The organism is Sphingomonas sp. P4_D12 (genome assembly GCF_056401895.1).
Genome location: NZ_JBFUIL010000016.1, coordinates 1 through 22541, shown reverse-complemented (window position 1 = coordinate 22541; position 22541 = coordinate 1). Strand labels below are relative to the sequence as shown.

Here is a 22541-nt window from a genome sequence, read left to right as displayed (position 1 = left end):
GAAAACTCAGTTGGCGGGGGGGAGATCGAATTCGTTGCCTTGGCGCTCCTGCGAACTGGTCAGCAAATCGTCGCTGCGTGCGGGGCGCGCCTGGATCGAGGCGGTGAGGAGCTGGTTCGGCGTCGGAGTGGCGGTGGCGCCATAAGGTGCGACCGGCAACGCCTTGCCCGCGACCGGTTTCAAATCGCGCGCGGCACCGCATGCCGACAGCGCGAGAACCAGGCCGAGGATGACAAACCGTTTCACGTCTTTTCTCCCGTGCGCGCCGCCTTTGCCGCCGCGCCCTCGTTTGCGCGTACCGCTTTCGCGGCCGCGATGGCCTCCCGTACCCGTATCGGCGCGGTGCCGCCAGCACTGGTGCGGCTCGCGACCGACGCATCGACACTCAGCACATCATAGACGCGTTCGTCGATTCGCGCATCGATCGCTTTCAGCGTTTCGACGGGCAATTGATCGAGCGCGACGTGCGCCTCTTCCGCGGCCTTGACCGCGCGGCCGGTGACGTGATGTGCCTCGCGGAACGGCAGGCCGGCTTCGCGCACCAGCCAGTCGGCGAGATCCGTCGCGGTGGCGAAGCCCGATTCGGCGAGGCCACGCATACGGTCGATGCGGAACGTCGCGCTTTCGACCATGCCGGTCATCGCCGCGATCGACAAAGCGAGCAGGTCGTGCGCCTCGAATACCGGCGGTTTGTCGTCCTGCATGTCCTTCGAATAGGCCAGCGGCAGGCCCTTCATCGTCACGCACAAAGCGGTCATGCAGCCCATGATCCGCCCGGCATGGCCGCGGACGAGCTCGGCGGCGTCGGGGTTGCGCTTTTGCGGCATGATCGAGCTGCCGGTCGACCATTGGTCGGACATGGCGACGAAGCCGAACGGCTGCGACGCCCAGATCACGAACTCCTCGGCCAGGCGCGACAGGTGCAGCGAGCATTGCGTCGCCGCCATCAGATAATCGAGCGCGAAGTCGCGGTCGCTGACCGAATCGAGCGAATTGGTCGTCGGGCCGTCGAACCCGAGCGCCTTTGCCGTGGCATCGCGGTCGAGCGGGAAGCTGGTACCGGCGAGCGCGGCGGCGCCGAGCGGAGAGCGGTTCATCCGCGCGCGATTGTCGGCGAAGCGGCTACGATCGCGCGCGATCATGTCGTGATAGGCCATCAGATGATGGCCCAGCGTCACGGGTTGCGCGGACTGGAGATGGGTGAAGCCGGGCATCACCGCCTCGGCATGCTCCTCGGCGCGCGCGATCAGCGCGTCCTGCAATTCGCCCAGGGCGGCGGCGACCTGATCGATCGCATCGCGCACCCAAAGCCGGAAATCGGTCGCCACCTGATCGTTGCGCGAGCGCGCGGTGTGCAGCCGCCCGGCGACCGGCCCGACTTTCTCCGCCAGCCGCGCCTCGGTCAGCATATGGATGTCCTCGAGCGCGAGATCGTCGGGCACGCCGTCGCGGGCATAATCCTCGGCGACCGCGTCGAGCCCCTTGGCGATCGTGGCGACATCGTCGGCTTTCAAGATGCCTTGCGCGCCCAGCATCGCGACATGCGCCTTCGACCCGGCGATGTCCTGACGCCACAAACGCTTGTCGAACGGTATCGAGGCATTTATCTCGCGCATCACCGCCGCCGGTCCCTCAGCGAACCGACCGCCCCACATCGCGTTCGAGGTCTGTTTGCGCTCTATCGTTCTTCTCCTCGCGGCCACCGCTTTGATCGGCGGCTGCGATAGGCCGTCCACTCCCAAGGGGCAAGCGAACGACAGCGCCGCGCTGCCGACGCTCGACGAAGCGTCGAACATGACGCCCGCGCCCTCGGCGCCCGATACCGGCCCAGATACCGGGACGGACGTCATCGGCAAGCTGGTCCGCGACCATAAGGGAGAGGTCGCGCCCGATGCCGGCTTCACTGGTCCCGACGGCAAGCCACTGACTTTGACGAGTTTCGCCGGCAAGCCGGTGCTGCTCAATCTGTGGGCGACCTGGTGCGGCCCGTGCAAGGCCGAGATGCCGACGCTCGACAAGCTGGCGGGCGAGGGCAAGGTGCAGGTGGTGACGGTCAGCCAGGATCTGGACGGCAGGGCCGCGGTCGACCCCTATCTCGCCAAAGCGGGGCTCAAATCGGTCAAGGCCTATACCGACAAGGAGCTGCACATGTCGGCGGCGTTCGGCAACCCCAGCCTGCCGACGACGATCCTCTACGATTCGTCGGGCAAGGAAGTGTGGCGGATGATCGGCGGGATGGACTGGACCAGCCCGACCGCGCGGGGCCTGCTGGCCGAGGCGAAATAGCGGGTTCGCGTGCGCTGTGCACAGCTTGTCCATAGGAGTGGGTGCGCGCTATCGCCGACCGTCATACTTTGCTGTAGCACCTACGGATATGGTGGAGATGGCGAATATTGAGGCGCCCGATTGCCATTGCGGGCCGTCCGACTGGTCGCGACGGAATCGATCGGCATGAGTGACCAGGATCAGGGCGGAGCGGCCGGCGATCCCGGCGCGTCGGCTCGCGCTCGCGCGCCGCGCAAGAACCTGTTGCTGACCGCGACCATCCGTTCGGGAGGCGTGACCGCGCCGGTCAGGATCCGCAACCTGTCCGAAAAGGGCGCGATGGTCGACGGTCACGCGCTGCCCGAGCCCGGCGCGTCGGTCATCCTGCAGCGTCTCGAGGTCGAAATGCGCGGTGTCGTGGCCTGGCGAGCGGAGGGTCGCTGCGGAATCCAGTTCGAAGGTGCCGCGTCGGTCGACGAATGGGTTGCCGGTCGCCGCGCGCCGGCGGCGATCTTCGGTCAGGGGCAATCGCGAGTCGATCAGATCCAGGCGGCGATTCGCGGCGGCCGCGATATCCTCGATGAGGACGTGCCGGCTGCCAGGTCCGCCGAACTCATCACCGATCCCGAAGCACGCGTCGCCGAGGAGCTCGATCATGTCCAAAGGATGCTGGATGACGTGGCCGGCGATCTGATCGGCGACATGGCGCTACTGCAACGCCATGGCGAGGCGCTCCAGCGGTTCGACAATGCTTGCCAGATATTGAACCAGCTCTCCGCCATCCTGAAGGCGAAGGACCGCGGCGCCGCGATCGCCGGGGTCAATCTCGAAGCGTTGCGGGACAGGCTGTTGCGCAAACCGGAGGCGTGAAGGCGCGGGCGGATCATTAGACCTTCTAGCCCCTCCCCTTCAGGGGAGGGGTTGGGGGTGGGGCGTATCAGTCTCACCGAGCTTGTCGCCCGTGGACAGGCCCCACCCCAACCCCTCCCCTGAAGGGGAGGGGCCTACACCCGGCACGACGATTGGGATGGGCAAGCGCTTACGCCGCGCGCGTCGCCTTCGAATATTTATCCTCGCGCCTGAGCCCGATCATCATGCCGCGCTCTAGCCGGCCACAGAGCGCGGCGTAATAGTCCGACAGGAAGCCGTAATCGTCGCCATCGTCGGGCATGTCGCCCTTGCGCCGGATCGCGGCCGCGACGGTGACGATCGCGTCGGTATGGCCGCCGCGCAGCACCTCTTCGAGTGTCTGCAGTTCGTAAATGCCGTAGAGATCGAGCTGTGCGTCGCTGAACACGCGGCGCGGGCGGGTGCTTTGCGCCGCCGACGCGGCGAGGTCGTGGCCGAGTTGCGCGCGCGCGCGGTGCACCACCCAGGTCCCGGCCAGCAGGTCGCCGACGCGCAGCCGGTCGCGATTGAACAGCGGAAAGAACAGGAAGATCATGCTCCAGGCGAGCGCGAGCAGCGGCAACAGCACATCGCCGCCGGTGAACATCGCGCCGAGCGAAGCGAAGAAATAGGACAGAGGCAGGAATATCTCGATCTCGCGCATCGCGTTGCGCGCGATCACCGCGCCGCCCGTCAGCCGCGCGCCGTCGCGCGCCACCACGCGCAGCCCGACGATCCTCTTGCCCGGCGTCGCGCCGCGCGCGCCCATTTCGAACAAGGTGAACCAGCCGTTCCTCAGGATGAAGAAGCCGACGATCCACAGCCCGACCATCAGGATCGATCGCGACGCGAACGCCATCAGCCCGATCGCGATCGTGGCGAGGATCAGCACGCCCAGCATCAGCACGCCGTCGAGCAGGAACGCGCCGGCGCGCGCACTCGCCGTGCCAAGCTCGATATTGAGGTCGACGCCCTCGGGCGTGATGAAGCGGCGCCGGAGTGCGGCGATCGAGGTACGGCTAGGCGGGCGCGCCATCGCGTTTCCCCCTCGGCATGTAGAAATAGAGCAGCCAGCCGGCCAGCATCACCAGCCCGATCGCATAGCGCAATTCGTCATTGGTGATGGTCTGGCGTCCGATCCCTTCGAGCAATCCGGCGACCGCCAGCATGACCACCGTGCCGCCCATCGCGGTCGCCGCCGACCGTCCCGCCGCCACGGCCGCGTCGGTGCGCGACAGCCGGCCCGGAAAGGCGATGGCCAGCCCGATGCGGAACCCCGCCGCACCCGAGATGATGATCGCGAACAATTCGGTGGTGCCGTGGATCATCAGCCAGCCGATGAAACCATAGCCCAGCCCCTTCGACGCGAAGACCTCGACCATCGCCCCCAGCATCAGGCCGTTATAGACGATCAGCCCTGCGGTCGGCACGCAGAACATGAACCCCAAGGCGAACGAGAAGATCGCGATCTGCGCATTGTGGGTGAACAGGAACGAGGCGAACAAGGCGAGCGCGCTCTGTTGCGCGTCCTTGCCGCCGTCATAGAGAGTCTGGCGGAGCAATTCGGTGCTCGCGGTCGGGTCACGTCCCTGGGCCATGCCGTCGGGGATCATCGCATAATACCAGGATGGATCGTGCGCGATCATCAGATAGGCGACTACCGCGCCGGCGACAGTCAGCAGGAACGAGACTAATGTCTCCTTCCACAAGGCCTGCACCGCTTCGGGCCAGCCGCGCGCGAAGAAATGCGCGAGTTGCTTCATCGGCGAGGTCGGAACGCCGTAAATCTGGAAATAAGCGCGCGTGCAAAGCTGTTCGAGATAGGTGATCAGCGCGCGGTCGAGCGAGGTTTCGCGCGCGACCGACAGCGAGGACAGAGCGGCGCGATAGAGCAAAGGCAGGACCAGCAATTGCTGATCGGGCACCGCCTTGACGCCGCGCTTCTCGATCAAGGTCAGGATCTTGTCGAGCTGATCCCAATCGGCCTCGTGCACCGCGCGGAAGCGCGTCGCGTTGACCAGCGGCGTGCGGGCTTCGACATAGGCCGTCACAGCAGGTTCCTCCGCTTGAGGTCGACATAGCCCTCGACCAGGCGATCGGCGACGCGGTCATAGTCGCTCTCGATCACGTGCGCGCCGAGGTGGCGCAGCCGGGTCAGCGCGAGCAGCCGGTCCTTGAGCAATCCCGCCGCGGTCACCGCGCGGGTGATATCGTCGGCGGTATCGGGGGCGTGATCGACCAAAGATTCGAGTTCCTCGTCGCGCAGCACGACGATCAGCAACAGATGCGTCTCGACCAGCCGGGCGGCGGCGCGGATCATGAAGTCGGCGCTGGTCAGGTCGGTGAATTCGGTGAACATCACGATCATCGACCGCCGCGTCAGCCGCGCGGCGAGCGTGGTCAGCGCATAGGTGTAATTGGTTTCCTCGCCCGAATAATCGATCCCGGCGGCGAGGTGCTGGAGCTCGGGAAAGGCCGAGGCGCCCGAGATCAGCCCGCTGGCGATGCGCGGGCGCGAATCGAACGAATGGAGTGCGACACGGTCGCCGAGCTTGAGCGCGACCCAACCGGTCAGCAGCATCGCCGCGACCGCGCGGTCGACGCGCGGGATGCCGGCGACCGGCTCGGACATCTGGCGCCCCGAATCGATCGCGAAGACGATCTGGTTGTTGCGCTCGGTGCGATATTCCTTGGCGTGCAGCTTCTGGTGCCGCGCCGATTGCTTCCAGTCGATCGCGCGGCGATCCATGCCCGAGCGGAATTCGACCAAAGCATCGAAATCGGTGCCGTCGCCGCGGTCGAGCTGGGTCATCAGTCCCTGCAGCGCGTGGCGCTGAAAGATCCGCGCGCCGCGTTCGCGGACCGGGCGGATGTCGGGCAGGATCTTGAGCGCCGCCTCGCTCGCCATCCGCTTCTGCCGCCACACCAGAGCGAGCGGGCCGCGCCAGCGTACCCAGAAAGTCGCGAAATGCGCGGTGCCGCGACGGCGGGTCGCGACCGGCAGCGCGATCGCGCCCTTGCCCTGGTCGAGCTGGACAATGGCGCGGCCGTCATCCTCCAGCGCCACTAGCGGATCGGCGGCGATCGCGATCTGGACATTGCCGGGCCCGCCACGCGCCGGTCCCTCGACGCTGATCACCGCGTCGACCGTTTCGCCGACGCTGGCGGTGCGCGGCAGGGTCAGTCCCGCGGCGATACGGCCGGCAGGCAAGGCGAGCATCGCGTCGATCAGCGCGCCGAGCAGGATCGCCGCGGGCCAGGCCAGCCCGGCATACCAATGGTCCGGCGCCAGCACGGCGATCAACAGCGCGACGGGGGCTCCCGCCGCCGCCGCCATCACCGCGAAGCGCGTTGGGTAGATCAATGATAGCCTCCCAAAAGCCCCTCCCCTTCAGGGGAGGGGTTGGGGGTGGGGCAGTGCCGCAAGCCAGTCGCCTGTGGATAGGCCCCACCCCAACCCCTCCCCTGAAGGGGAGGGGCTTGATGTACCCTACCGGAGCGAAGCCTTGTCACCGCGGCGCCTCGATCGTCTCGATGATCGAATGCACCACTTCCTCGACCATGCGGCCGTCGATCTCGGCGGCGGGCGACAGGATCAGGCGGTGGCGGAGCAACGCGGGCGCGAGCTGCTTGACGTCGTCGGGAATGACGAAGTCGCGCCCGTCGAGCGCGGCCCTGGCGCGCGCCGCGCCCGCCAGCATCGCGCCGGCGCGGGGGGAGGCGCCGCTTTCGAGGTCGGCGACGTCGCGCGTGCCGCGGATCAAAGCGGCGATATAGTCGATCACTTCGTCGACCAGCCGCACGGTACCGACCGCGGCGATCGCCTCGCCGATCTTGGCGGCGTCGGCGCGCGGCTCGACACCCCAGCCTTCGGGCTCCATCGAGCCGGTCCTGGCGCCGTGGGTGGCGATGATCTTGCGCTCCTCGGCGGCCGAGGGATAGTCGACCGTCTGCTTGAACAGGAAGCGGTCGAGTTGCGCCTCGGGCAGCGGATAGACGCCTTGCTGCTCGATCGGGTTCTGCGTCGCCACCACCATGAAGCGATCGCCCAGCGACAGGCTCTCGCCGTCGATCGTGACGGTGCGCTCCTGCATCGCCTCGAGCAATGCCGCCTGGGTCTTGGGCGGGGTGCGGTTGATCTCGTCGGCGAGCAGCATGTCGGTGAAGATCGGCCCCCGCGTCAGCGTGAAGGTCGAGGTCTGGAAGTTGAACAGATTGGCGCCGATAATGTCGCCCGGCATCAAATCGGGGGTGAATTGGATGCGCCCGAACTTGATCCCGACCGCGCGCGCGAAGCTGTGCGCGAGCAACGTCTTGGCGGTGCCCGGCGGGCCTTCGAGCAGGATATGGCCGCCGGCGAACAGCGCCACGAGCATCAGCTCGACGGTCGCTTCCTGGCCGACCACGGCCTTGCCGACTTCCTGGCGAATCGCCATCGCCAGATTGCGGACTTCCTCGACCGTCACTTGCCCTTCTCCTTCTGCCAATCGTGTAGCGCGCGCGCCGCGGCGACGAGGCTTGCCTTGTCGTCCGCATCGTCCACGGCCTGGGCGAGGTCTGTGAACCGCGACCGCCCGGAAATCTTGTCGAGATAGGCGTCGATCGCCGGCCCGCGCAGCCGCGACGGCACGCCGAACGCGACGATCGCGCGCTCGCGGATCGCCTCGACATAGCGCCCGCCGAGCCGTGCCTGGCGCCCGGCCTTGCGGATCAGCGCGGCGGCATTGTCGACCAACGCGGTCTTGCCGAACGCGATCGCGCGCTCGCGATGCACCGCGGGACCGAACCGCGCGAACGCCTGCCATCCGGCCAGCAGCATCGCCGCGACGATCGCCAGGGTCATCGCCAGGAACGGCGGATCGAAGGCGAGCCGCAACGGGTTCTTGGCCTTGCCCAGCCCCGCCAGCGTGACGTCGAAATCGAAATCGCGGTCGGCGTCCTGGTTGAGCGCATCGAGCAGCGCGAGCGCGGCGCGCGCCTGGCTCTCCTTGCGCATCCCCATGTTCGACAGGATGTCGGGGTCGGCCAGGACGTAGAGCGATTTGCTGCCTACTTCGCCCAGCACGATATTGCCCTGATCGTCGGTCAGCAGCGGCTTGAGGTCGGCGCCGCTGATCGTCTGCAGCGGGCGCGGTGCCTCGAACCCGAACTCTTCCGTCATCCAGCCGGCCGAGCGGAGCGGACGCCCGCCGCTGGTCATCCGCGAGACGGTGAATTTGCGGTCGGGCGCGAGCACGCCTTCCGGTTCCTTTTTGTCGATCAGGCCCCAGCGCATCACCCAGCCGGGACGGCCGGCGGGGCGCTGCGGCGCGGTCGACCATTTGGGCAGCACGACCAGGGTCGGTAAATCGTCGCGCCGCAACAACACGTCGCCGAGCGGGGTCGATCCCAGCGGCGGAGTCAGGATCAACAGGCCGTTGGCGGCGAGTTGCGACGGGTCGCGAATCACCCGCGTATCCTTGCCCATCGCACGCGCCAGCCGGACGATGCCGGTATAGCCGGTCGCGCCGTTCGACAGCGCGTGCGCGGACGATCCGTTGGTCGAATCGGCCGGTGCCTCATAGGCATTGCCGAGCAGCAGGGCGACGAAGCCGATGATGCCGACCGCGAGCAACAGGATCACCGTGCGCAGGCGGAACGCGCCGCGATCGTCGCTGCCGCGGCCGATGACGAGGTCGCTCATGCTTTCCACATCTTGGGAAGAGCGAAGTCGGCATAAGCGGCGCGCGCCGCTTGCCAGGCATCGGCGTCGACTGGGCGGCCGCCGAACAGGCTGTGTTCGACATGGCGGGCAATCGACGCGAACAAGTCGCGCGCGCCGCTCGGGATCGCGCTCGCGGCGGCGAGTTCGCGGCTGGTCAGTGCCGGGCGAACGGCTTGTGGCCGGCGCTGGCGAATATCCTCGATCGAGCGGAACAGCAGGTGGTGGACCGCTTCGGCGAACAGACCCTTGGCAGCGAGCGCATCGGCTTCGTCGAGCCAGGCGCGGCCCTGCGCGGCGTCGGGCTGCCATTGCTCCTCTTCCTCGATCGCGACCGGCATCGCGGCGCGCGATCGGCGGCGGGGCAGGCGCCATTGGCCGTAGCGGAGCCGCTCGACGATCAGCCAGATCAGTGCCAGCGCGGCAATGCCGATCACGCCCCATAACAGGATGCGCGCATAAGGCGCCGCCGGCATGAAGCTGGTCAGCCAGGCGAAGAAGCGGCCGATCGGGGCGAGCACGTGCCCCAGCCATTCGAAGAAATGGGCGAGCCCCTTGAGCCAGGCCGGCGGTGCCGGGGGCGGAGGCGGCGGGGCCAGCGTGAACTGGACCGACGGGTCCGCGCGCAGCGCGTCATGCGCCGCGGTGAAGCGGTCGGCAGCGGCCGCGGCACCATGCGTATTCCCCCCGGCCAAACGCCACCCCTGCGCTACGACGGTGCAGACTGGGCCTGCACCCGAACTCCACATTGCTTACCCCATGCAGGTAAGCACGCAACCGCTAAAAGTTCCTTTTGAACCAAGTTGTTCTGGACAGCGATGAGCGCGGGGTTCAGCTTGCGACAGAGACATAAGGGGGCTTCATGTCGATCGGACGCATTCTCAACACCGCTTTCGGGGCGATTTTCGGCAATCTGTTCGTGATGTTGGGCATCGCGTTCCTGTTCGGAGGTCTGCCGCAGGGCGTGATCTCCTATTTCCAGGAATCGCTCACGCCACAGCTTGCGGCGGGCTCGATCAGTCTGGGTCAATATGTCGGCGTCGTGATCCTCGCGTCGCTGCTCAACATGGTCTTCACGGTGTTGGCGCAAGGCGCCTTGGTGCGCGCGACGATCGCTTCGAGCCATGGCGAGCGGGCGACGTTCGGCGAATGCTTGTCGACGGCCCTTCGCCGACTGCTGCCGCTGCTGGGATTGGGCATCGTCAGCGGTCTGGCGGTCGGTTTCGCGGCGATCCTGTTGATCGTTCCCGGCATCATCCTCGCAGTCATGTGGTATGTCGCGGCGCCTGTCGTGATCGCGGAGCGCGAAGGCGTGTTTGCTGCCTTGGGACGCAGTGCCGACCTGACCAAGGGTGAGCGCTGGAACGTCTTCGTCGTGCTGTTGATCTTGTTCGCGTTCCTGGTCGGCCTCGTGATCCTCGGGGCGATCGTCGGCGGCATCGCGGGCGCAACGGGTATGGTCAGCGGCGCCGGCAACGCGATGTCACTCTTGGTCGCGGGTGCGACGATGGTCAGCGGGACGATCAGCGCGACGATCGCCGGGGCACTTCCAACCGCCGTCTACATCGAGTTGCGCGGGCTGAAAGAGGGGCCGGAAGCGCATGGGCTCGACGCGGTGTTCGCCTAGACCTGGTGACGGCGGTCTGCTTCTAAAGAACAGCCGGCCTCCGACTTTAACGCCTCCCCCGCACGCCGAGCATCGCCAGCCCCGCGCACAGGACCAGCACCGCCAGCATCGCCATGACCGCGGCGAAATCGCGTGGCGATGCCAGCCACCAGGTCAGCAACGGGCCGAGCAACGAGGGTAAGGTATTGGTCAGGTTGAACAGGCCGAGATCGCGCCCGCGATGCCGCGGGTCGGGCAGCAATTGCATCGAGAAGGCGACCTGAAGCGGCAGGAACACGCTATAGCCGATCGTATAGCAGGCAAAACCGATCGCTCCCGCCGTCCAGCTATGCGCTGCCGCCATGCCGGCGAGCCCGACCGCGGTGACGACAGCGGCGGCGACCAGGAACGGCTTGCGGCGGTCGAGCCGGTCGGACAGCCGCCCGAACAGCAAGGCGATCGGTAACGGCGCGATGAACGAGAGCGTCAGCAGGTTTCCGACGTGCGCCGCCAGTTCGTCCCTGGGCCGATCGGGGACGATGCTTTCGAAATAATAGAGCAGATAGAGCTGAAGCACGCACCCCGCGACCTGGAAGAGCAATCGCGCGCACCATGCCACCGCCAGGTCATGGCGGCGCATCGCGACCGCGGCGCGCGGCGGATCGACGATCGGCAGCGGTCGCGCGTGGCTCAGGATCAGCGGCGTCAGGCAGATAGCGGCGACCGCGATGACGATCATCAGCCGGCTCGTCTCCCCCAGCGCGGAAATGCCGACAACCAATGCGAGCACGCCGGACGCGACCGGATAGCCAAGCGACAACAGACCGCCGGTAGTGCTTTTCTGCGAATCGGGAATCTCGTCCGCCATCACCGCGACCAGCGGCGCCAGCACCGCGTTGAGCGCGACCTGGAAGAACACGATCGCGCCGATGATCGTCGCGGGGCTGTCCGCGACCGCGATCGCCGCATAGGCAGCGATCGTCGCGATCAGGCCGCCCACCATCCAGCCCCGCCGGCCGCCGCCGCGCGCCACCGATCGGTCGCTCAGCCAGCCGAACAGGATGTTGGACGTGCTCGCCGCGATCGCTCCGGCGATCACGGTCGCGGTCAGCAGGTCGACTCGCGCCTCGCCCGCCAGCGTCTCGACCTTGATCGCCAGCAACAAGGTCAGCAGCGGGAGATAGCCGATCACCCCGCCGGCATTGGCCAGCGCATAGAGCAGCAGGAACCCGGTCGAGCGCCGCCCGGCTGCCGCGCCGCCGGTCGTGTCGCGTCGTCGGTCGACTGGCGGGGCGGGGATGCGGGACATCGGTTGGCTGGCATCATGTACGCGCGGGCAAGGCTCGGCAACGGATAGATCGGGGACTGGAGGGTTTGGCCGATCGTCGCCTCGTGAACGTGACGAAAGACGCACGGATTCAGGGCTTCCTGCTCTTTCAATATGAAGCTACCCAAGGATCATGCCGCGCAGCCATCGTCCGACCACTGAAATGCCGCGCGACCGGGTGTCGAGCCCGGCCGCTTGCGCGACGATCGGGCGCTGAGCGGTCGATGGCGCGGCGCAGGCAGAGCATTACGATCAAGCATGTCGCCGTTGATGCCGGCGTGTCGATGCAGACGGTCAGCCGGGTCATCAACAAGGAGCCCAATGTCCGGCGCAACATGATCGAGCGCGTCCAGCGATCGATCGACAAGCTTGGCTATGTTCCGTCGATCGCCGCGCAGCGGCTGGCCGGGACGCGATCCTATCTGATCCTGGCGCTCAACGATCGCGAGCGTACGATCGAGGGTTGGCGCGCGCGCGAGGGCAGCGACTGGGTCGACCAGATGCTGCTCGGCGGCATGCTGACCTGCGCGCAGCACGGCTATCGCCTGATCGTCGAACTGATCGACACGCATAGCGACCATATCGAGCGCGAGTTGCTCGCGGCGATCGCATCGCTGCAGCCCGACGGCGTTATCCTGACTCCGCCGCATTCGGAGAACCCGCTGATCATCGACCTGCTGGTCGCGCACGGGATCAGCTTTGCGCGGATCGGGTCGCTGCGGGCGGGGCCGGGGTTCGCGCTGACGCTGGACGACGAACGCGCGGCACGACTCGCGACCGAGCACCTGATCGGCCTCGGACACCGACGGATCGGCTTCATCGCCGGTCCGCCGGAGTACGAAGTGAGCGGCTGGCGCGTCGACGGCTGGCGGGCGGCGATGGCTGCGGCGGGGTTGCCGACCGACGGCCTGCTCGCGGCCGGCGACTTCTCTTTTGCGTCGGGCAAGGCCGCCGCGACGCAATTGCTCGGCCGCGCGCCGGCCCCGACCGCGATCGTCGCGAGCAACGATCAGATGGCGCTGGCGACCTTGGAGGTCGGCCGCGAGCGCGGGCTGGCGGTGTCGCGCGATCTGTCGCTGATCAGTTTCGACGACACGCCGATCGTCCGCTTCACCCATCCTCCGCTCACCGCCGTGGTTCAGCGGATCGCCGAAGTAACGTCGCGCGCGGTCGAACTGATCATCGCCGACCGCACCGGCAAGCATGAGTCCGCCGAGCCTGTCGTGGTGCCGGCGGAGCTCGCCATCCGCGGATCGACTGCCGCGCCGGGTTGATCGCGGTGTTGCCTTCCCCCTTCCACTTGCGGGGTTCGGCGGAGGGGCTGTCGAGCCAAGGCACGCCCTTTCCGAATTGAACCCTCTCCCGCGCGCGGGAGAGGGTTGGGTGAGGGTCTTCTTTCTTCCAAGCAAGTAGAACCAAAAAAGAAGAAAGAAGACCCTCACCCTCCCACCGCTCCGCGGCGGGGCCCTCCCTCTCCCGCAAGCGGGAGAGGGCAGTCTCTAGGGGAGCGGCGACCCAGTGCGCCGCAACGTGAGCCGACATAGTCTCGCACGGAAAGACTGGCCTGTTCCAAAGACTTCGTTAGGGTGCGCTCCGTTTCCAACGGGGTTGATCCAGCAGCAAAGGGGCGCGCGATGGCGAAGGACCAGTATCGGGGTCGGTCGGGGGCGCGTCGCGTCCGGATGAACGCCAAATCGGCGCTGGCCGCCATGGCAATCGCATTGGTCGCGGCGCAACCGCTCGGCGCGCAGACCATCGGCACCGCCGCGACCGAAAAGGCGTTCGATGCCCAGATCAGCAGCGCCGATCAGCTCGCCTGGCTCAAGGAGATGTCGTCGGCGCCCAACCATGTCGGCAGCCCGCACGACAAGGCCAATGCCGAGATGGAGCTGGCGCTGTTCAGGCAATGGGGCTGGGACGCGCATATCGAGACCTTCAAGGTGCTCTACCCGACCCCGATCTCGACCACGCTCGAACTGGTAGGGGCCGACCGCGTGACGCTGGGCGGGCAGGAACCGCAACTCGGTCCCGACAAGCTCGATGGCGCGCTGCCGCCTTATGTCGCTTATCAGGGTGACGGCGATGTCACCGCGCCGGTTGTCTACGTCAATTACGGCATGCCCGACGATTACGATTCGCTCGCGCGGCGCGGGATCAGCGTCAAGGGCAAGATCGTCATCGCGCGCTATGGCGGCGGCTGGCGCGGGCTGAAGCCGAAGCTGGCGCAGGAGCATGGCGCGGTTGGCTGCCTGATCTATTCGGACCCGGGCGACGACGGCTATGCCCGCGGCGACGTCTATCCCAAGGGCGGCGCGCGGCCGGAAGGCGGCGTCCAGCGCGGATCGGTGATGGATATGACCACCTATCCGGGCGATCCGCTGACGCCCGGTATCGGCGCGACCGATAACGCCAAGCGCCTGACTCGCGCCGAGGCCAAGACGATCCTCAAGATCCCGGCCTTGCCGATCTCCTATGGCGATGCGGTCAAGATCCTCGCCGGGCTCGACGGTCCGGTGGTGACCGGCAAGGATCGCGGTGGATTGCCGATCCCCTATCATTGGGGCGGGTCGGATGCGGTCAAGGTCCATCTCGCGGTCAAGTCGGACTGGTCGCTCAAGACGCTCTACGACGTTATCGCGGTAATGAAGGGCAGCACGCGTCCGGACGAATGGATCGTCCGCGGTAACCATCGCGACGGCTGGGTGTTCGGCGCCGACGATCCGCTGTCGGGCCAGGTCGCCTTGATGTCCGAAGCCAAGGCGCTCGGCGTGCTGGCGAAGACCGGTTGGCGGCCCGACCGCACATTGGTCTATGCCAGCTGGGACGGTGAGGAACCCGGCCTGCTCGGCTCGACCGAATGGGCCGAGACGCATGCCGATGAGCTCCAGGCCAAGGCCGTGCTCTACATCAACACCGACGACACCTCGCGCGGTTTCCTCGGCGCCGAGGGCAGCCATACGCTGCAGCATTTCGTCAATTCGATCGCGCGCGACGTGCCCGATCCGCAGACCGGGGTCAGCGTCTACGACCGGCTGCGCGCGAGCATCCGTGCCGGCGCCTATTCGGGCAGCGGCCGCGACGCCGGATCGGGTGCGCTGGAGGCGGCGAAAGCGGGCGGCGACATCCCGATCGGCGCGCTCGGCTCGGGCTCGGACTATAGCTCGTTCATCGCGCATCTCGGCATCCCCTCGGTCAATCTCGGCTTCGGCGGAGAGGGCGCGGGCGGCGGGTCGTATCACTCCGCCTATGACACTTATTACCACGTCACCAATTTCGACGATCCCGGGCTGGTCTATGGCGCGACCTTGTCCAAGTTCGTCGGGCGGATGGTGCTGCGCGCGGCCGCCGCACCGCGCGTGCCGGTGCGCTATGGCGACATGGCTTCGACCGTGGCGCGCTATGTCGGCGAAGTGAAGAAGCTCGCCGCCGACCAGCGCGACCAGGACCGCGCGCTCAAGGATCTCAACCGCGACGACGTGTTCAAGCTGACCGCCAACCCGGTCGATCCCACCGCCGCGCCGGAGGATAAAGGCGTGACCCCGCTGATCGACATGCTCGCGCTGGAGGATGCGTCGGACCATCTGACCCGCGCGTCGCGCGCCGCCGATGCCGCCTTCGAGCGTGCCTCGCCCGACAAGGTCGCCAAGGCGATGGCGGTGCTCAAGGGAGTCGATCAATTGCTGCTCGACAAGGACGGCCTGCCTGGGCGGCCCTGGTACCGCAATTTGATCTACGCACCCGGAACGCTGACCGGTTATGGTGCCAAGACCTTGCCCGGCATTCGCGAAGGGATCGAGCAGCGCCATTTCGACGATGCCAAGGAATATGTCGCGAAGACCGCAGCGGCGCTCAACCGCTATGCCGACCGACTCGACGCGGCGGTCAGGCTGTTGAAGGGCTGATTTCCTGCCGCTTCGACCGTTCGACGATCGTCAGGATTGGTCGGCGTCTGTCTGAACGGGTTGCTTCGGCGGTTGCTGTTCGTGTGCCAGATGCAGCGCGACAAGGCGTGCGAGCAGGGTTGCGGGAAACAGCTGACCGAACACCGCTTCGAGCGTCGCCAGGCTGCGCGCCAGGGGATGGAGCGGGGTGATGTCGCCAAAGCCGACCGTCGTGATCGTGGTCAGGCTGAAATAGGTGAAGGCGGCGGTCGGCGCCTCGCCAGGCTGTATCACGATGTGGAACGCCTCGGGCACGACTTGCTGGAGCGCGGTATAGGCGATGCCGAACAGAGCGGCGACGTTGAGATAGAGCAGGATCGCGCCGCGCACGCGGTGGACGGTCACGCGCTCGGCGGAAAAGACGTGGCGGGCGATCAGCGCGGTGATGGCGGCGTTGAACGCGAACGCGATCAGCGCGACCAGTTCGTGTTGTGCCGCGACGTCGAGATGGAGGTCGGCGCCCAGCCGTTGCGACACCGATGGCCCCATCGCCAACAAGGCCAGCGCGGCGATCACCACGCCCTGGACCACGCGGTGCCGCGTCAGCGCGGCGACGCTGATGGCGGCGAACGAGAAATGACAGAGATCGAGCAGGATCCGCCCGCCGGTCGAACGCGCGCCAAACGGAATGACCGCGAACAAGGTCACGCCCTGAAGGACGAGCAGGGCAGTCAGCGCGGTGTCGACTCGATGCTGGCGCAGGGTGTTGAAAGTGGTCTGGACTGTGCTCGGCATGCCGCGTTTTCGGGCGGCCGCCACGGCTTGGCAATGGCGGCCGCGACGAACGGAGCGCGGGGCGCAATGAGGCATCTCGTGTCGACTCGCCGTTGCGATCGGCCATGTCCGGCCGGCGGCGTCGGCGCTAGACGCTCGTTATCGCCCAGACGTCAGCGCGCCGGATGGCAGTGACATCGCCGCGATCAGGCGCCAAGGAAGTCGAATGACCAAATCCGCTCCGCTCGCCGGCCTCAAGGTGCTCGAACTCGCGCGTATCCTGGCGGGCCCCTGGGCGGGTCAGGTGCTGGCCGATCTCGGCGCCGAGGTGATCAAGATCGAAAGTCCGGCCGGCGACGATACGCGGACCTGGGGTCCGCCATTCATCACCAATCCGGACGGTACGCGCGACGCGGCTTATTACCATTCGTGCAATCGCGGGAAATCATCGGTGGTGATCGACTTCACCACAGCCGAGGGGCAGGCCGAGGTGCGGCGGCTGGCGGCCGAGAGCGATGTGCTGATCGAGAATTTCAAGGTCGGCGGCCTCGTCAAATACGGGCTCGATTATGCCAGCCTGGCGGCGATCAACCCGCGCCTGATCTATTGCTCGATCACCGGCTTCGGCCAGGACGGGCCCTATGCCCCGCGTCCCGGCTACGACTTCATCATCCAGGGGATGAGCGGGATGATGGACCTGACCGGCGATCCCGACGGCGCGCCGCAGAAAATCGGCGTGGCGATGGCCGATATCGCCACTGGCCTCTATTCGGTGATCGGCATCCAGGCAGCGCTGATCCAGCGCGACCAGACCGGCCGCGGCCAGCATATCGACATGGCGTTGCTCGACACGATGACCGGGGTGCTCGCCAACCAGGCGGCAAATTATTTCGCCAGCGGGGTCACGCCGCCGCGCGTCGGCAACGCGCATCTCAACGTGTCACCCTACGCCGTCTTCCCGACCAGCGACGGCTGGTTCATCCTGGCGGTCGGCAATGACGGCCAGTTCCAGCGCTTCTGCGGCGTGGTCGGGATCGAGCCCGAGCAGCGCTGGGCGACCAACGCCGGCCGGATCGAGCATCGCGCGCCGTTGTTCGCGGCGATCGAGGCGGCCACGCGCCGGTTCGAGCGCGACGATCTGCTGGCCAGGCTGGAAGCGGTCGGTGTCCCGGTCGGACCGATCAACACGGTCGAGCAGGCGCTGACCGATCCCCAGGTCCAGGCGCGCGGCATGGTCGTGCCGGGCGAGCGGCTCGACGGCCTCAGGACGCCGATTCGCTTTTCCGACGCCGACCTCGCGCTCGGTCGCCCGGCGCCGCGGCTTGGCGAAGCGCGGCAAGACTGATTTTTGCCCCGGCGGGGCGGGTGACATCTTTGCCCTGGGCGATTAGGCGGATCGCGATGGCGACCCTCCCCGCCTTTCGACCCGCAGGTCTGTTGATCGGATTGCGGCGGCGCTTCCGTACCAGCGAAGCGGCGCTGATCCTGCTCGCGCTCGGTATCGGCCTGACGGCGGGGCTGCTCACCCTGGTCCAGAGCGGAATCGCGCATTTCATGCAGTCGCTGTTCTACGGCGTGTCGGGCGACGAGCGGTTGAGCGCGCAAACCACGATCGAACCGCTCCGGCTGCTCGCGCTGCCGTTGGGCGGATTGTTGCTGGCGGGGCTCGGCCGCTTGCTGCGCCGGGGCCGGGCGCCGGTCGACGTGGTCGAGGCAAATGCGCTGCATGGCGGTGTGATCCCGATGCGCGACAGCCTGACCGTCGCCGCGCAAACCCTGTTGTCGAACGGCATGGGCGCGTCGGTCGGGCTCGAGGCGGCCTATGCCCAGATGGGCGGAGGGGTCGCGTCGGTGGTCGGGCAATGGCTGAGGCTGCGGCGCGCCGATCTCCGTGTGCTGGTCGGGGCAGGGGCGGGCGCGGCGGTGGGCGCGGCGTTCGGGGCGCCGCTGACCGGGGCCTTCTACGCGTTCGAGATCGTGCTCGGCGCTTATACGCCCGCGGCGATCGCGCCGGTGGCAGTGGCCGCGCTGGCGGCGGTGGTGACGATGCGCGTCTCGGGCGTACCGGCCTATCTGATCGTCCTTCCCACGGCGGAGGCGATCACCACCTGGGACTATTTCCTGTTCGCCTCGCTCGGGCTGGTCTGCGCGGTGGTCGGCATCGTGCTGATGCGCGCGGTCACGTTGGTCGAGATCGGGACGCGGCGCCTGCCGATCCCCGACATCTATCGCCCGGTGTTCGGCGGATTGCTGCTGATTCCGATCGCCGCGCTGTCGCCGCAAGCATTGTCGGCCGGGCATGGGGCCTTGCACCTCGATCTGACGATGAAGGTCGGGCTGGCGTTCCTTGCGACGATCTTCGTGCTCAAGGTCGCGGCGTCGGCGATCTCGCTCGGGTTCGGATTTCGCGGCGGCCTGTTCTTCGCCTCGTTGTTCCTGGGGTCGCTGGTCGGCCAGCTGTTCGCGGGGCTGGTCAACCTCATCCCCGGCGCCGCGCATGTCAGCGCCAACGACGCAGCCTTGGTCGGCATGGCGGCGATGGCGGTCGCGGTGGTCGGCGGGCCGATGACGATGTCGCTGCTCGTGCTCGAATCGACGCACGATTTCGCGCTCACCGCGGTGGTGATCACCGCGTGCTTGTGCGCCAGCACCTTGGTGCGCGAGACGTTCGGCTTCTCTTTCTCGACCTGGCGCCTGCACACGCGCGGCGAGACGATCCGCAGCGCGCGCGATGTCGGCTGGATCAAGACGCTGACCGCGGGGCGGATGATGCGGCGCGGTATTCCCGAAATCGAGGGCGACACGTCAATCGCCGAATTCCGCCGCCGTTTCCCGCTGGGGTCGATCACTCAGGTCGTCGCGCTCGGCCCGACCGGCGCCTATGCCGGGTTGATCCCGACCGTCGCTGCGCATGCGCCCGCGCTAGCCGAGGATGCGCCGGTCACCGCCGCGGCGATCCTGACCGACTTCACTTTGTCGCCCGATCAGGATGCCGCGGCGATCATGCGCGCGTTCGAGGAGCGCGAGGCCAACGAATTCGTCGTCACCGACGCCGACGGCACCGTGCTGGGCGTGGTCAGCGAGCGCTATGTCCGGCGGCGCTACACCGATGAGATCGAAAAGGCGCAGCGCGAGTTGTTCGGCGAATGAGTGCCACCCCGCCCGCCATGCCGTTCAGGAAACTGGCGATCACTGCCGCCGTCGTCCTGGTGTTGATCGTGATCGGCGTGGTGACCGGGGCACAGCTCTGGCGCCCGATGGCGACGGTCGAGCGCCACGTGGTCGCGCCGATCCAGCGCGTGACCAATCGCGCCTCTCCTTCCGAGATGTTGCCGGATCTGGTCGACACGGCCTGCCCGGCGCTGGTCAGGATCGGGCTGGGCGTGCCGCCGGCCTCGACCGCCAAGCCGAACCCGCTGGCATCGCGCGAGCTCGCCGGCATCGTCGTCTCGCCCGATGGCTATATCGTCACCAGCGGCCGGATGCTGGCCGGCCGCGATACGTTGCCGGTCCAGTTCAATGACGGCCGCGAGCTGGACGCCAAGGTCGTGGCGAACGACCCGTTATCGGGGCTCGCGCTGGTCAAGGTCGACGGACGGAATTTCGCGACGCTGCAATTCGCCGACGCCGACTTGCCGCGGACCGGCCAATGGGGATTCAGCCTGACCTCGCCCGCGGGAAGCGGATGCGCGGTGCAGACCGGGGTGATCGCCCGGGATTTCGCGGGCGGCGGCGAGGCGCGGCGATCGTCGGTGTCGATCGACCCCGCGCCCACCGAAAACGCCGAGGGCGTACCCTTTATCGGCAGCGACGGCCGCGTGCTCGGTCTGTCCGCCTTTCCCGACGACGACAGCGCCGGCGATCTCGGGGTGCTGGTTCCCGGCGACGTCGCCGCGCGAATCGTCAGCGAGATGCTACGCAGCGGAGCGCCGCCGGCGGCGCCGTTCGGCATCGTGACCGAGGATTTGGGCCCCGTTCTGGCCAAGCGGCTGGGTGCCGATCGCCAGCGCGGCGCGGTGGTGGTGATGGTCAAACCGGGCTCGCCTGCCGACACGGCCGGCCTGAGAGCGGGCGACGTCGTGCTGACCGCGGGCCAGTCGCCGATCTCGGGGGCGTCCGAACTCGGCCGCGCGCTCGATCCCGATGCGGCGTCGATCGACCTCGAAATCGTCAGGCGCGGCGAGCGTCAGCAATTGACCCTGAAGTCGTAATCGAGCGGCCCACCCTCGGCCCGGCGATATCGGCCTGTTTCATCACCCAGGAAAGCGAAACGGGCCCGGCTGACGAGCTGTTGATCCCCATCGCGATCCACCTGCTCGAGTTCCGGCCTCAGATTGTGCGATCGTGAGCGTCGCCGCGATCGCCGGCATTTCGATCTGTCGGCGCAGATCGCGACCATTTTGAGTGAAAACGGCGATCGTTTCTCGCTAAAAACAATATCTTACGCGAAGATAGTGACCGCCATAACCCCTAGAGTCGCTGCGTTGGATAAGTTCGTGAATTGTCGCATTTAGCCAATAGCGGCGAATAATCATGAAGTATTAGACCAGCACACACGGACGATTGCCTAATCGTGCGGCCTTCGGGTCGTGCGTGCTAAGTCCGCGCAACAGAGGGGAATAATATGACACGCACACCGTATTCGTCGGGCCGTCTTCCTTTCGACTCCAAGGTGTCATCCTCGATAGCCGCACGCCGCCGCAATCTGCGCTCGCAGGCGAGCCGGCTGACGTTGCGCTCGACCGTCGCGGCGGCGGCTTTTGTCGGCCTGGGCGTGTTCGCGCCTAGCGAGGCCTGGGCGCAATGCGTCGTCGGTGCCACAACGGTGACCTGCGCGGATACGTCCACGACCGACACGACCTTTCCGGCCAACCCGCCGGTCGATCGCAATTACCAGGGCATCCTCCCCACCCCGATCGTCGTCACCGTCAACAGCGGAGCAACGATTAGCGGCAACGGGCTCGCTTTCACGAACAATGGAACGGGCGGCATCACGGTCAATAATGGCGGCACGATCAGCGTCGATGCGGGTAATACGCCGACCGCGGGCGGCACCGCGGCGCTATCGCTCACTGCGCTTGGCGGGCCGATCGTCTATACCGGCGGCGACATCGTCAACAACGGCAACGGCAACGCGCTTGATGCGAGGCAGAGTGGCGGGGTCGGCTCGGTCAGCATCACCGCCGGCAACATCTTCGCCGCGGCCGGCGAAGGCATCACGGTTCGCGACGTTGCCACCAGCACGGGGATCGACATCACCACTAACGGCACCGTCACCGCGCTGACCGCCGGCAAGGACGGCATCGACGCGCAGAGCTCGTCGCTGACCGGCAACATCACCGAGGTCGCCAATGGCAACATCCAGGCGGGCAATGCCGGCATGGTGGCGGCGCTTCTCAATGCTGGGGCGACCGGCAATATCAATGTGACCGCCAACGGCTCGATCGATGCGCGATTCGGCGTGGATGCGGAGAATTTCGGGTCGGGTACCACCAGTGTCACTACGGTCGGTCCGGTCAATGTAACGACCGGCAACGGCATCTTCGCGCTGACGACGGGCGGTAACGTCACGGTCAATGCGGGCGATGTCACCGCGGCCAGCAACACCGCGATCATCGCGCAGCAGACCAAGGTCGCGGGCGCGGGCAATGTCGATGTGACCGCGGGCAACGTCTCGGGCACGACCGGCATCGATGCGCACAACTTTGGCACTGGCACCGTCAGCGTGACCGCCAACGGCACGGTGACGGGCACGGCGGCCGAGGGCATCAAGGCAGTCGGCAACGATGCGGTGACCGTGACCGTTGCCGATACGGTGACCGGCGCGACGCGCGGCCTCAGCCTGGTTGGCGGGACTGGCGGCGCGGGCAATATCAGCGTCACCGGCACCGGCGGGTTCGTCGGCGGGACGGGCGACGCGGCGAACATCCTGAACAATGGTTCGGGCACCGTCACGGTCGACATCTCGGGCGCGAGCAGCTCGGCCGGCGGTGAGGGCATCTTCGTTCGCGATACGGCCGCAGGCGGCAATATCAGCGTCACCACCGGCGCAGTGACCGCGCTGACGGCGGGCAAGGACGGGATCGACGTTCAGGCGCA

The 22541-nt window shown here is 67.2% G+C and carries 19 protein-coding genes; 9 read left to right on the top strand and 10 right to left on the bottom strand.

The annotated features are described in order from the left end of the window. Positions 1-6: 6 nt before the first annotated feature. Positions 7-246: a hypothetical protein gene (locus tag AC1DSD_RS21305; RefSeq protein ID WP_478032921.1), complete on the bottom strand. Its 240-nt coding sequence runs from the start codon at positions 244-246 to the stop codon at positions 7-9. Continuing rightward, positions 243-1655, bottom strand: a complete 1413-nt coding sequence (argH, locus tag AC1DSD_RS21300) for an argininosuccinate lyase (RefSeq protein ID WP_478032942.1) — start codon at positions 1653-1655, stop codon at positions 243-245. Before argH ends, AC1DSD_RS21305 begins: the two co-directional genes overlap by 4 nt. Before the next feature lie 139 nt (positions 1656-1794). On the opposite strand from argH, the gene AC1DSD_RS21295 reads away from it, so the two are divergent. Together AC1DSD_RS21295 and AC1DSD_RS21290 are read left to right on the top strand one after the other, a co-directional pair. Further along, positions 1795-2286: a TlpA family protein disulfide reductase gene (locus AC1DSD_RS21295; RefSeq protein ID WP_478032919.1), complete on the top strand. Its 492-nt coding sequence runs from the start codon at positions 1795-1797 to the stop codon at positions 2284-2286. Positions 2287-2451: 165 nt separating this feature from the next. Next, positions 2452-3135, top strand: a complete 684-nt coding sequence (locus AC1DSD_RS21290; protein ID WP_478032917.1) for a PilZ domain-containing protein — start codon at positions 2452-2454, stop codon at positions 3133-3135. A 169-nt stretch (positions 3136-3304) separates the two neighbouring features. Here the strand turns inward: AC1DSD_RS21290 and AC1DSD_RS21285 are convergent, their stop codons facing one another. The 6 genes from AC1DSD_RS21285 to AC1DSD_RS21260 form a co-directional block, all read right to left on the bottom strand. Beyond that, the gene (locus tag AC1DSD_RS21285; protein ID WP_478032915.1) at positions 3305-4189 is read right to left on the bottom strand and encodes an RDD family protein; all 885 of its coding nucleotides are present in this window, start codon (positions 4187-4189) and stop codon (positions 3305-3307) included. Then, positions 4173-5204: a stage II sporulation protein M gene (locus AC1DSD_RS21280; RefSeq protein WP_478032914.1), complete on the bottom strand. Its 1032-nt coding sequence runs from the start codon at positions 5202-5204 to the stop codon at positions 4173-4175. Before AC1DSD_RS21280 ends, AC1DSD_RS21285 begins: the two co-directional genes overlap by 17 nt. Then, entirely contained in the window at positions 5201-6517 is a 1317-nt protein-coding gene (locus tag AC1DSD_RS21275; RefSeq protein ID WP_478032913.1) for a DUF58 domain-containing protein, read from the bottom strand. The genes AC1DSD_RS21280 and AC1DSD_RS21275 overlap by 4 nt, the downstream gene beginning before the upstream one ends. Positions 6518-6662: 145 nt before the next feature. Beyond that, positions 6663-7619 carry an AAA family ATPase gene (locus tag AC1DSD_RS21270; RefSeq protein ID WP_478032911.1) on the bottom strand — a complete coding sequence of 319 codons (957 nt, stop codon included), beginning with the start codon at positions 7617-7619 and terminating at the stop codon, positions 6663-6665. Then, on the bottom strand, positions 7616-8836 hold the full coding sequence (locus tag AC1DSD_RS21265) for a hypothetical protein (RefSeq protein ID WP_478032910.1): 1221 nt from the start codon (positions 8834-8836) through the stop codon (positions 7616-7618). The genes AC1DSD_RS21270 and AC1DSD_RS21265 overlap by 4 nt, the downstream gene beginning before the upstream one ends. After that, entirely contained in the window at positions 8833-9549 is a 717-nt protein-coding gene (locus tag AC1DSD_RS21260; protein ID WP_478032908.1) for a DUF4129 domain-containing protein, read from the bottom strand. Before AC1DSD_RS21260 ends, AC1DSD_RS21265 begins: the two co-directional genes overlap by 4 nt. A 167-nt stretch (positions 9550-9716) precedes the next feature. Between AC1DSD_RS21260 and AC1DSD_RS21255 the strand changes: the two genes are divergently transcribed. After that, complete coding sequence (locus tag AC1DSD_RS21255; protein ID WP_478032907.1) at positions 9717-10481, top strand: hypothetical protein; 765 nt, start codon at positions 9717-9719, stop codon at positions 10479-10481. A 46-nt stretch (positions 10482-10527) separates the two neighbouring features. On the opposite strand, the gene AC1DSD_RS21250 is transcribed toward AC1DSD_RS21255, so the two are convergent. Beyond that, positions 10528-11769 carry an MFS transporter gene (locus tag AC1DSD_RS21250; RefSeq protein WP_478032905.1) on the bottom strand — a complete coding sequence of 414 codons (1242 nt, stop codon included), beginning with the start codon at positions 11767-11769 and terminating at the stop codon, positions 10528-10530. Between the two features lie 242 nt (positions 11770-12011). On the opposite strand from AC1DSD_RS21250, the gene AC1DSD_RS21245 reads away from it, so the two are divergent. Beyond that, a complete protein-coding gene (locus tag AC1DSD_RS21245) occupies positions 12012-13061 on the top strand; it encodes a LacI family DNA-binding transcriptional regulator (protein ID WP_478032903.1) in 1050 nt (349 codons plus the stop codon). Positions 13062-13421: 360 nt separating this feature from the next. Next, the gene (locus AC1DSD_RS21240) at positions 13422-15689 is read left to right on the top strand and encodes a transferrin receptor-like dimerization domain-containing protein (protein WP_478032901.1); all 2268 of its coding nucleotides are present in this window, start codon (positions 13422-13424) and stop codon (positions 15687-15689) included. A 30-nt stretch (positions 15690-15719) separates the two neighbouring features. Here AC1DSD_RS21240 and AC1DSD_RS21235 read toward each other — a convergent pair whose 3' ends face one another. Then, complete coding sequence (locus tag AC1DSD_RS21235; RefSeq protein ID WP_478032899.1) at positions 15720-16463, bottom strand: potassium channel family protein; 744 nt, start codon at positions 16461-16463, stop codon at positions 15720-15722. A gap of 205 nt (positions 16464-16668) precedes the next feature. Between AC1DSD_RS21235 and AC1DSD_RS21230 the strand changes: the two genes are divergently transcribed. The 4 genes from AC1DSD_RS21230 to AC1DSD_RS21215 form a co-directional block, all read left to right on the top strand. After that, positions 16669-17787, top strand: coding sequence for a CaiB/BaiF CoA transferase family protein (locus tag AC1DSD_RS21230; RefSeq protein ID WP_478032897.1), 1119 nt, complete (start codon positions 16669-16671; stop codon positions 17785-17787). A 56-nt stretch (positions 17788-17843) separates the two neighbouring features. Continuing rightward, on the top strand, positions 17844-19592 hold the full coding sequence (locus AC1DSD_RS21225; RefSeq protein WP_478032896.1) for a chloride channel protein: 1749 nt from the start codon (positions 17844-17846) through the stop codon (positions 19590-19592). After that, positions 19589-20653, top strand: a complete 1065-nt coding sequence (locus AC1DSD_RS21220) for a S1C family serine protease (protein WP_478032894.1) — start codon at positions 19589-19591, stop codon at positions 20651-20653. The genes AC1DSD_RS21225 and AC1DSD_RS21220 overlap by 4 nt, the downstream gene beginning before the upstream one ends. Positions 20654-21066: 413 nt before the next feature. Further along, on the top strand, positions 21067-22541 hold a 1475-nt coding region (locus AC1DSD_RS21215), incomplete at its 3' end, for a beta strand repeat-containing protein (protein WP_478032893.1).

Bases quoted from the DNA above. Each gene is read 5' to 3' on its own strand.
- AC1DSD_RS21290 (WP_478032917.1), top strand. From the start codon at position 2,452: ATGAGTGACCAGGATCAGGGCGGAGCGGCCGGCGATCCCGGCGCGTCG.
- AC1DSD_RS21295 (WP_478032919.1), top strand. From the start codon at position 1,795: ATGACGCCCGCGCCCTCGGCGCCCGATACCGGCCCAGATACCGGGACG.
- AC1DSD_RS21220 (WP_478032894.1), top strand. From the start codon at position 19,589: ATGAGTGCCACCCCGCCCGCCATGCCGTTCAGGAAACTGGCGATCACT.
- argH (WP_478032942.1), bottom strand. From the start codon at position 1,655: ATGTGGGGCGGTCGGTTCGCTGAGGGACCGGCGGCGGTGATGCGCGAG.
- AC1DSD_RS21250 (WP_478032905.1), bottom strand. From the start codon at position 11,769: ATGTCCCGCATCCCCGCCCCGCCAGTCGACCGACGACGCGACACGACC.
- AC1DSD_RS21245 (WP_478032903.1), top strand. From the start codon at position 12,012: ATGGCGCGGCGCAGGCAGAGCATTACGATCAAGCATGTCGCCGTTGAT.
- AC1DSD_RS21225 (WP_478032896.1), top strand. From the start codon at position 17,844: ATGGCGACCCTCCCCGCCTTTCGACCCGCAGGTCTGTTGATCGGATTG.
- AC1DSD_RS21265 (WP_478032910.1), bottom strand. From the start codon at position 8,836: ATGAGCGACCTCGTCATCGGCCGCGGCAGCGACGATCGCGGCGCGTTC.
- AC1DSD_RS21255 (WP_478032907.1), top strand. From the start codon at position 9,717: ATGTCGATCGGACGCATTCTCAACACCGCTTTCGGGGCGATTTTCGGC.
- AC1DSD_RS21285 (WP_478032915.1), bottom strand. From the start codon at position 4,189: ATGGCGCGCCCGCCTAGCCGTACCTCGATCGCCGCACTCCGGCGCCGC.
- AC1DSD_RS21235 (WP_478032899.1), bottom strand. From the start codon at position 16,463: ATGCCGAGCACAGTCCAGACCACTTTCAACACCCTGCGCCAGCATCGA.
- AC1DSD_RS21230 (WP_478032897.1), top strand. From the start codon at position 16,669: ATGACCAAATCCGCTCCGCTCGCCGGCCTCAAGGTGCTCGAACTCGCG.
- AC1DSD_RS21240 (WP_478032901.1), top strand. From the start codon at position 13,422: ATGGCGAAGGACCAGTATCGGGGTCGGTCGGGGGCGCGTCGCGTCCGG.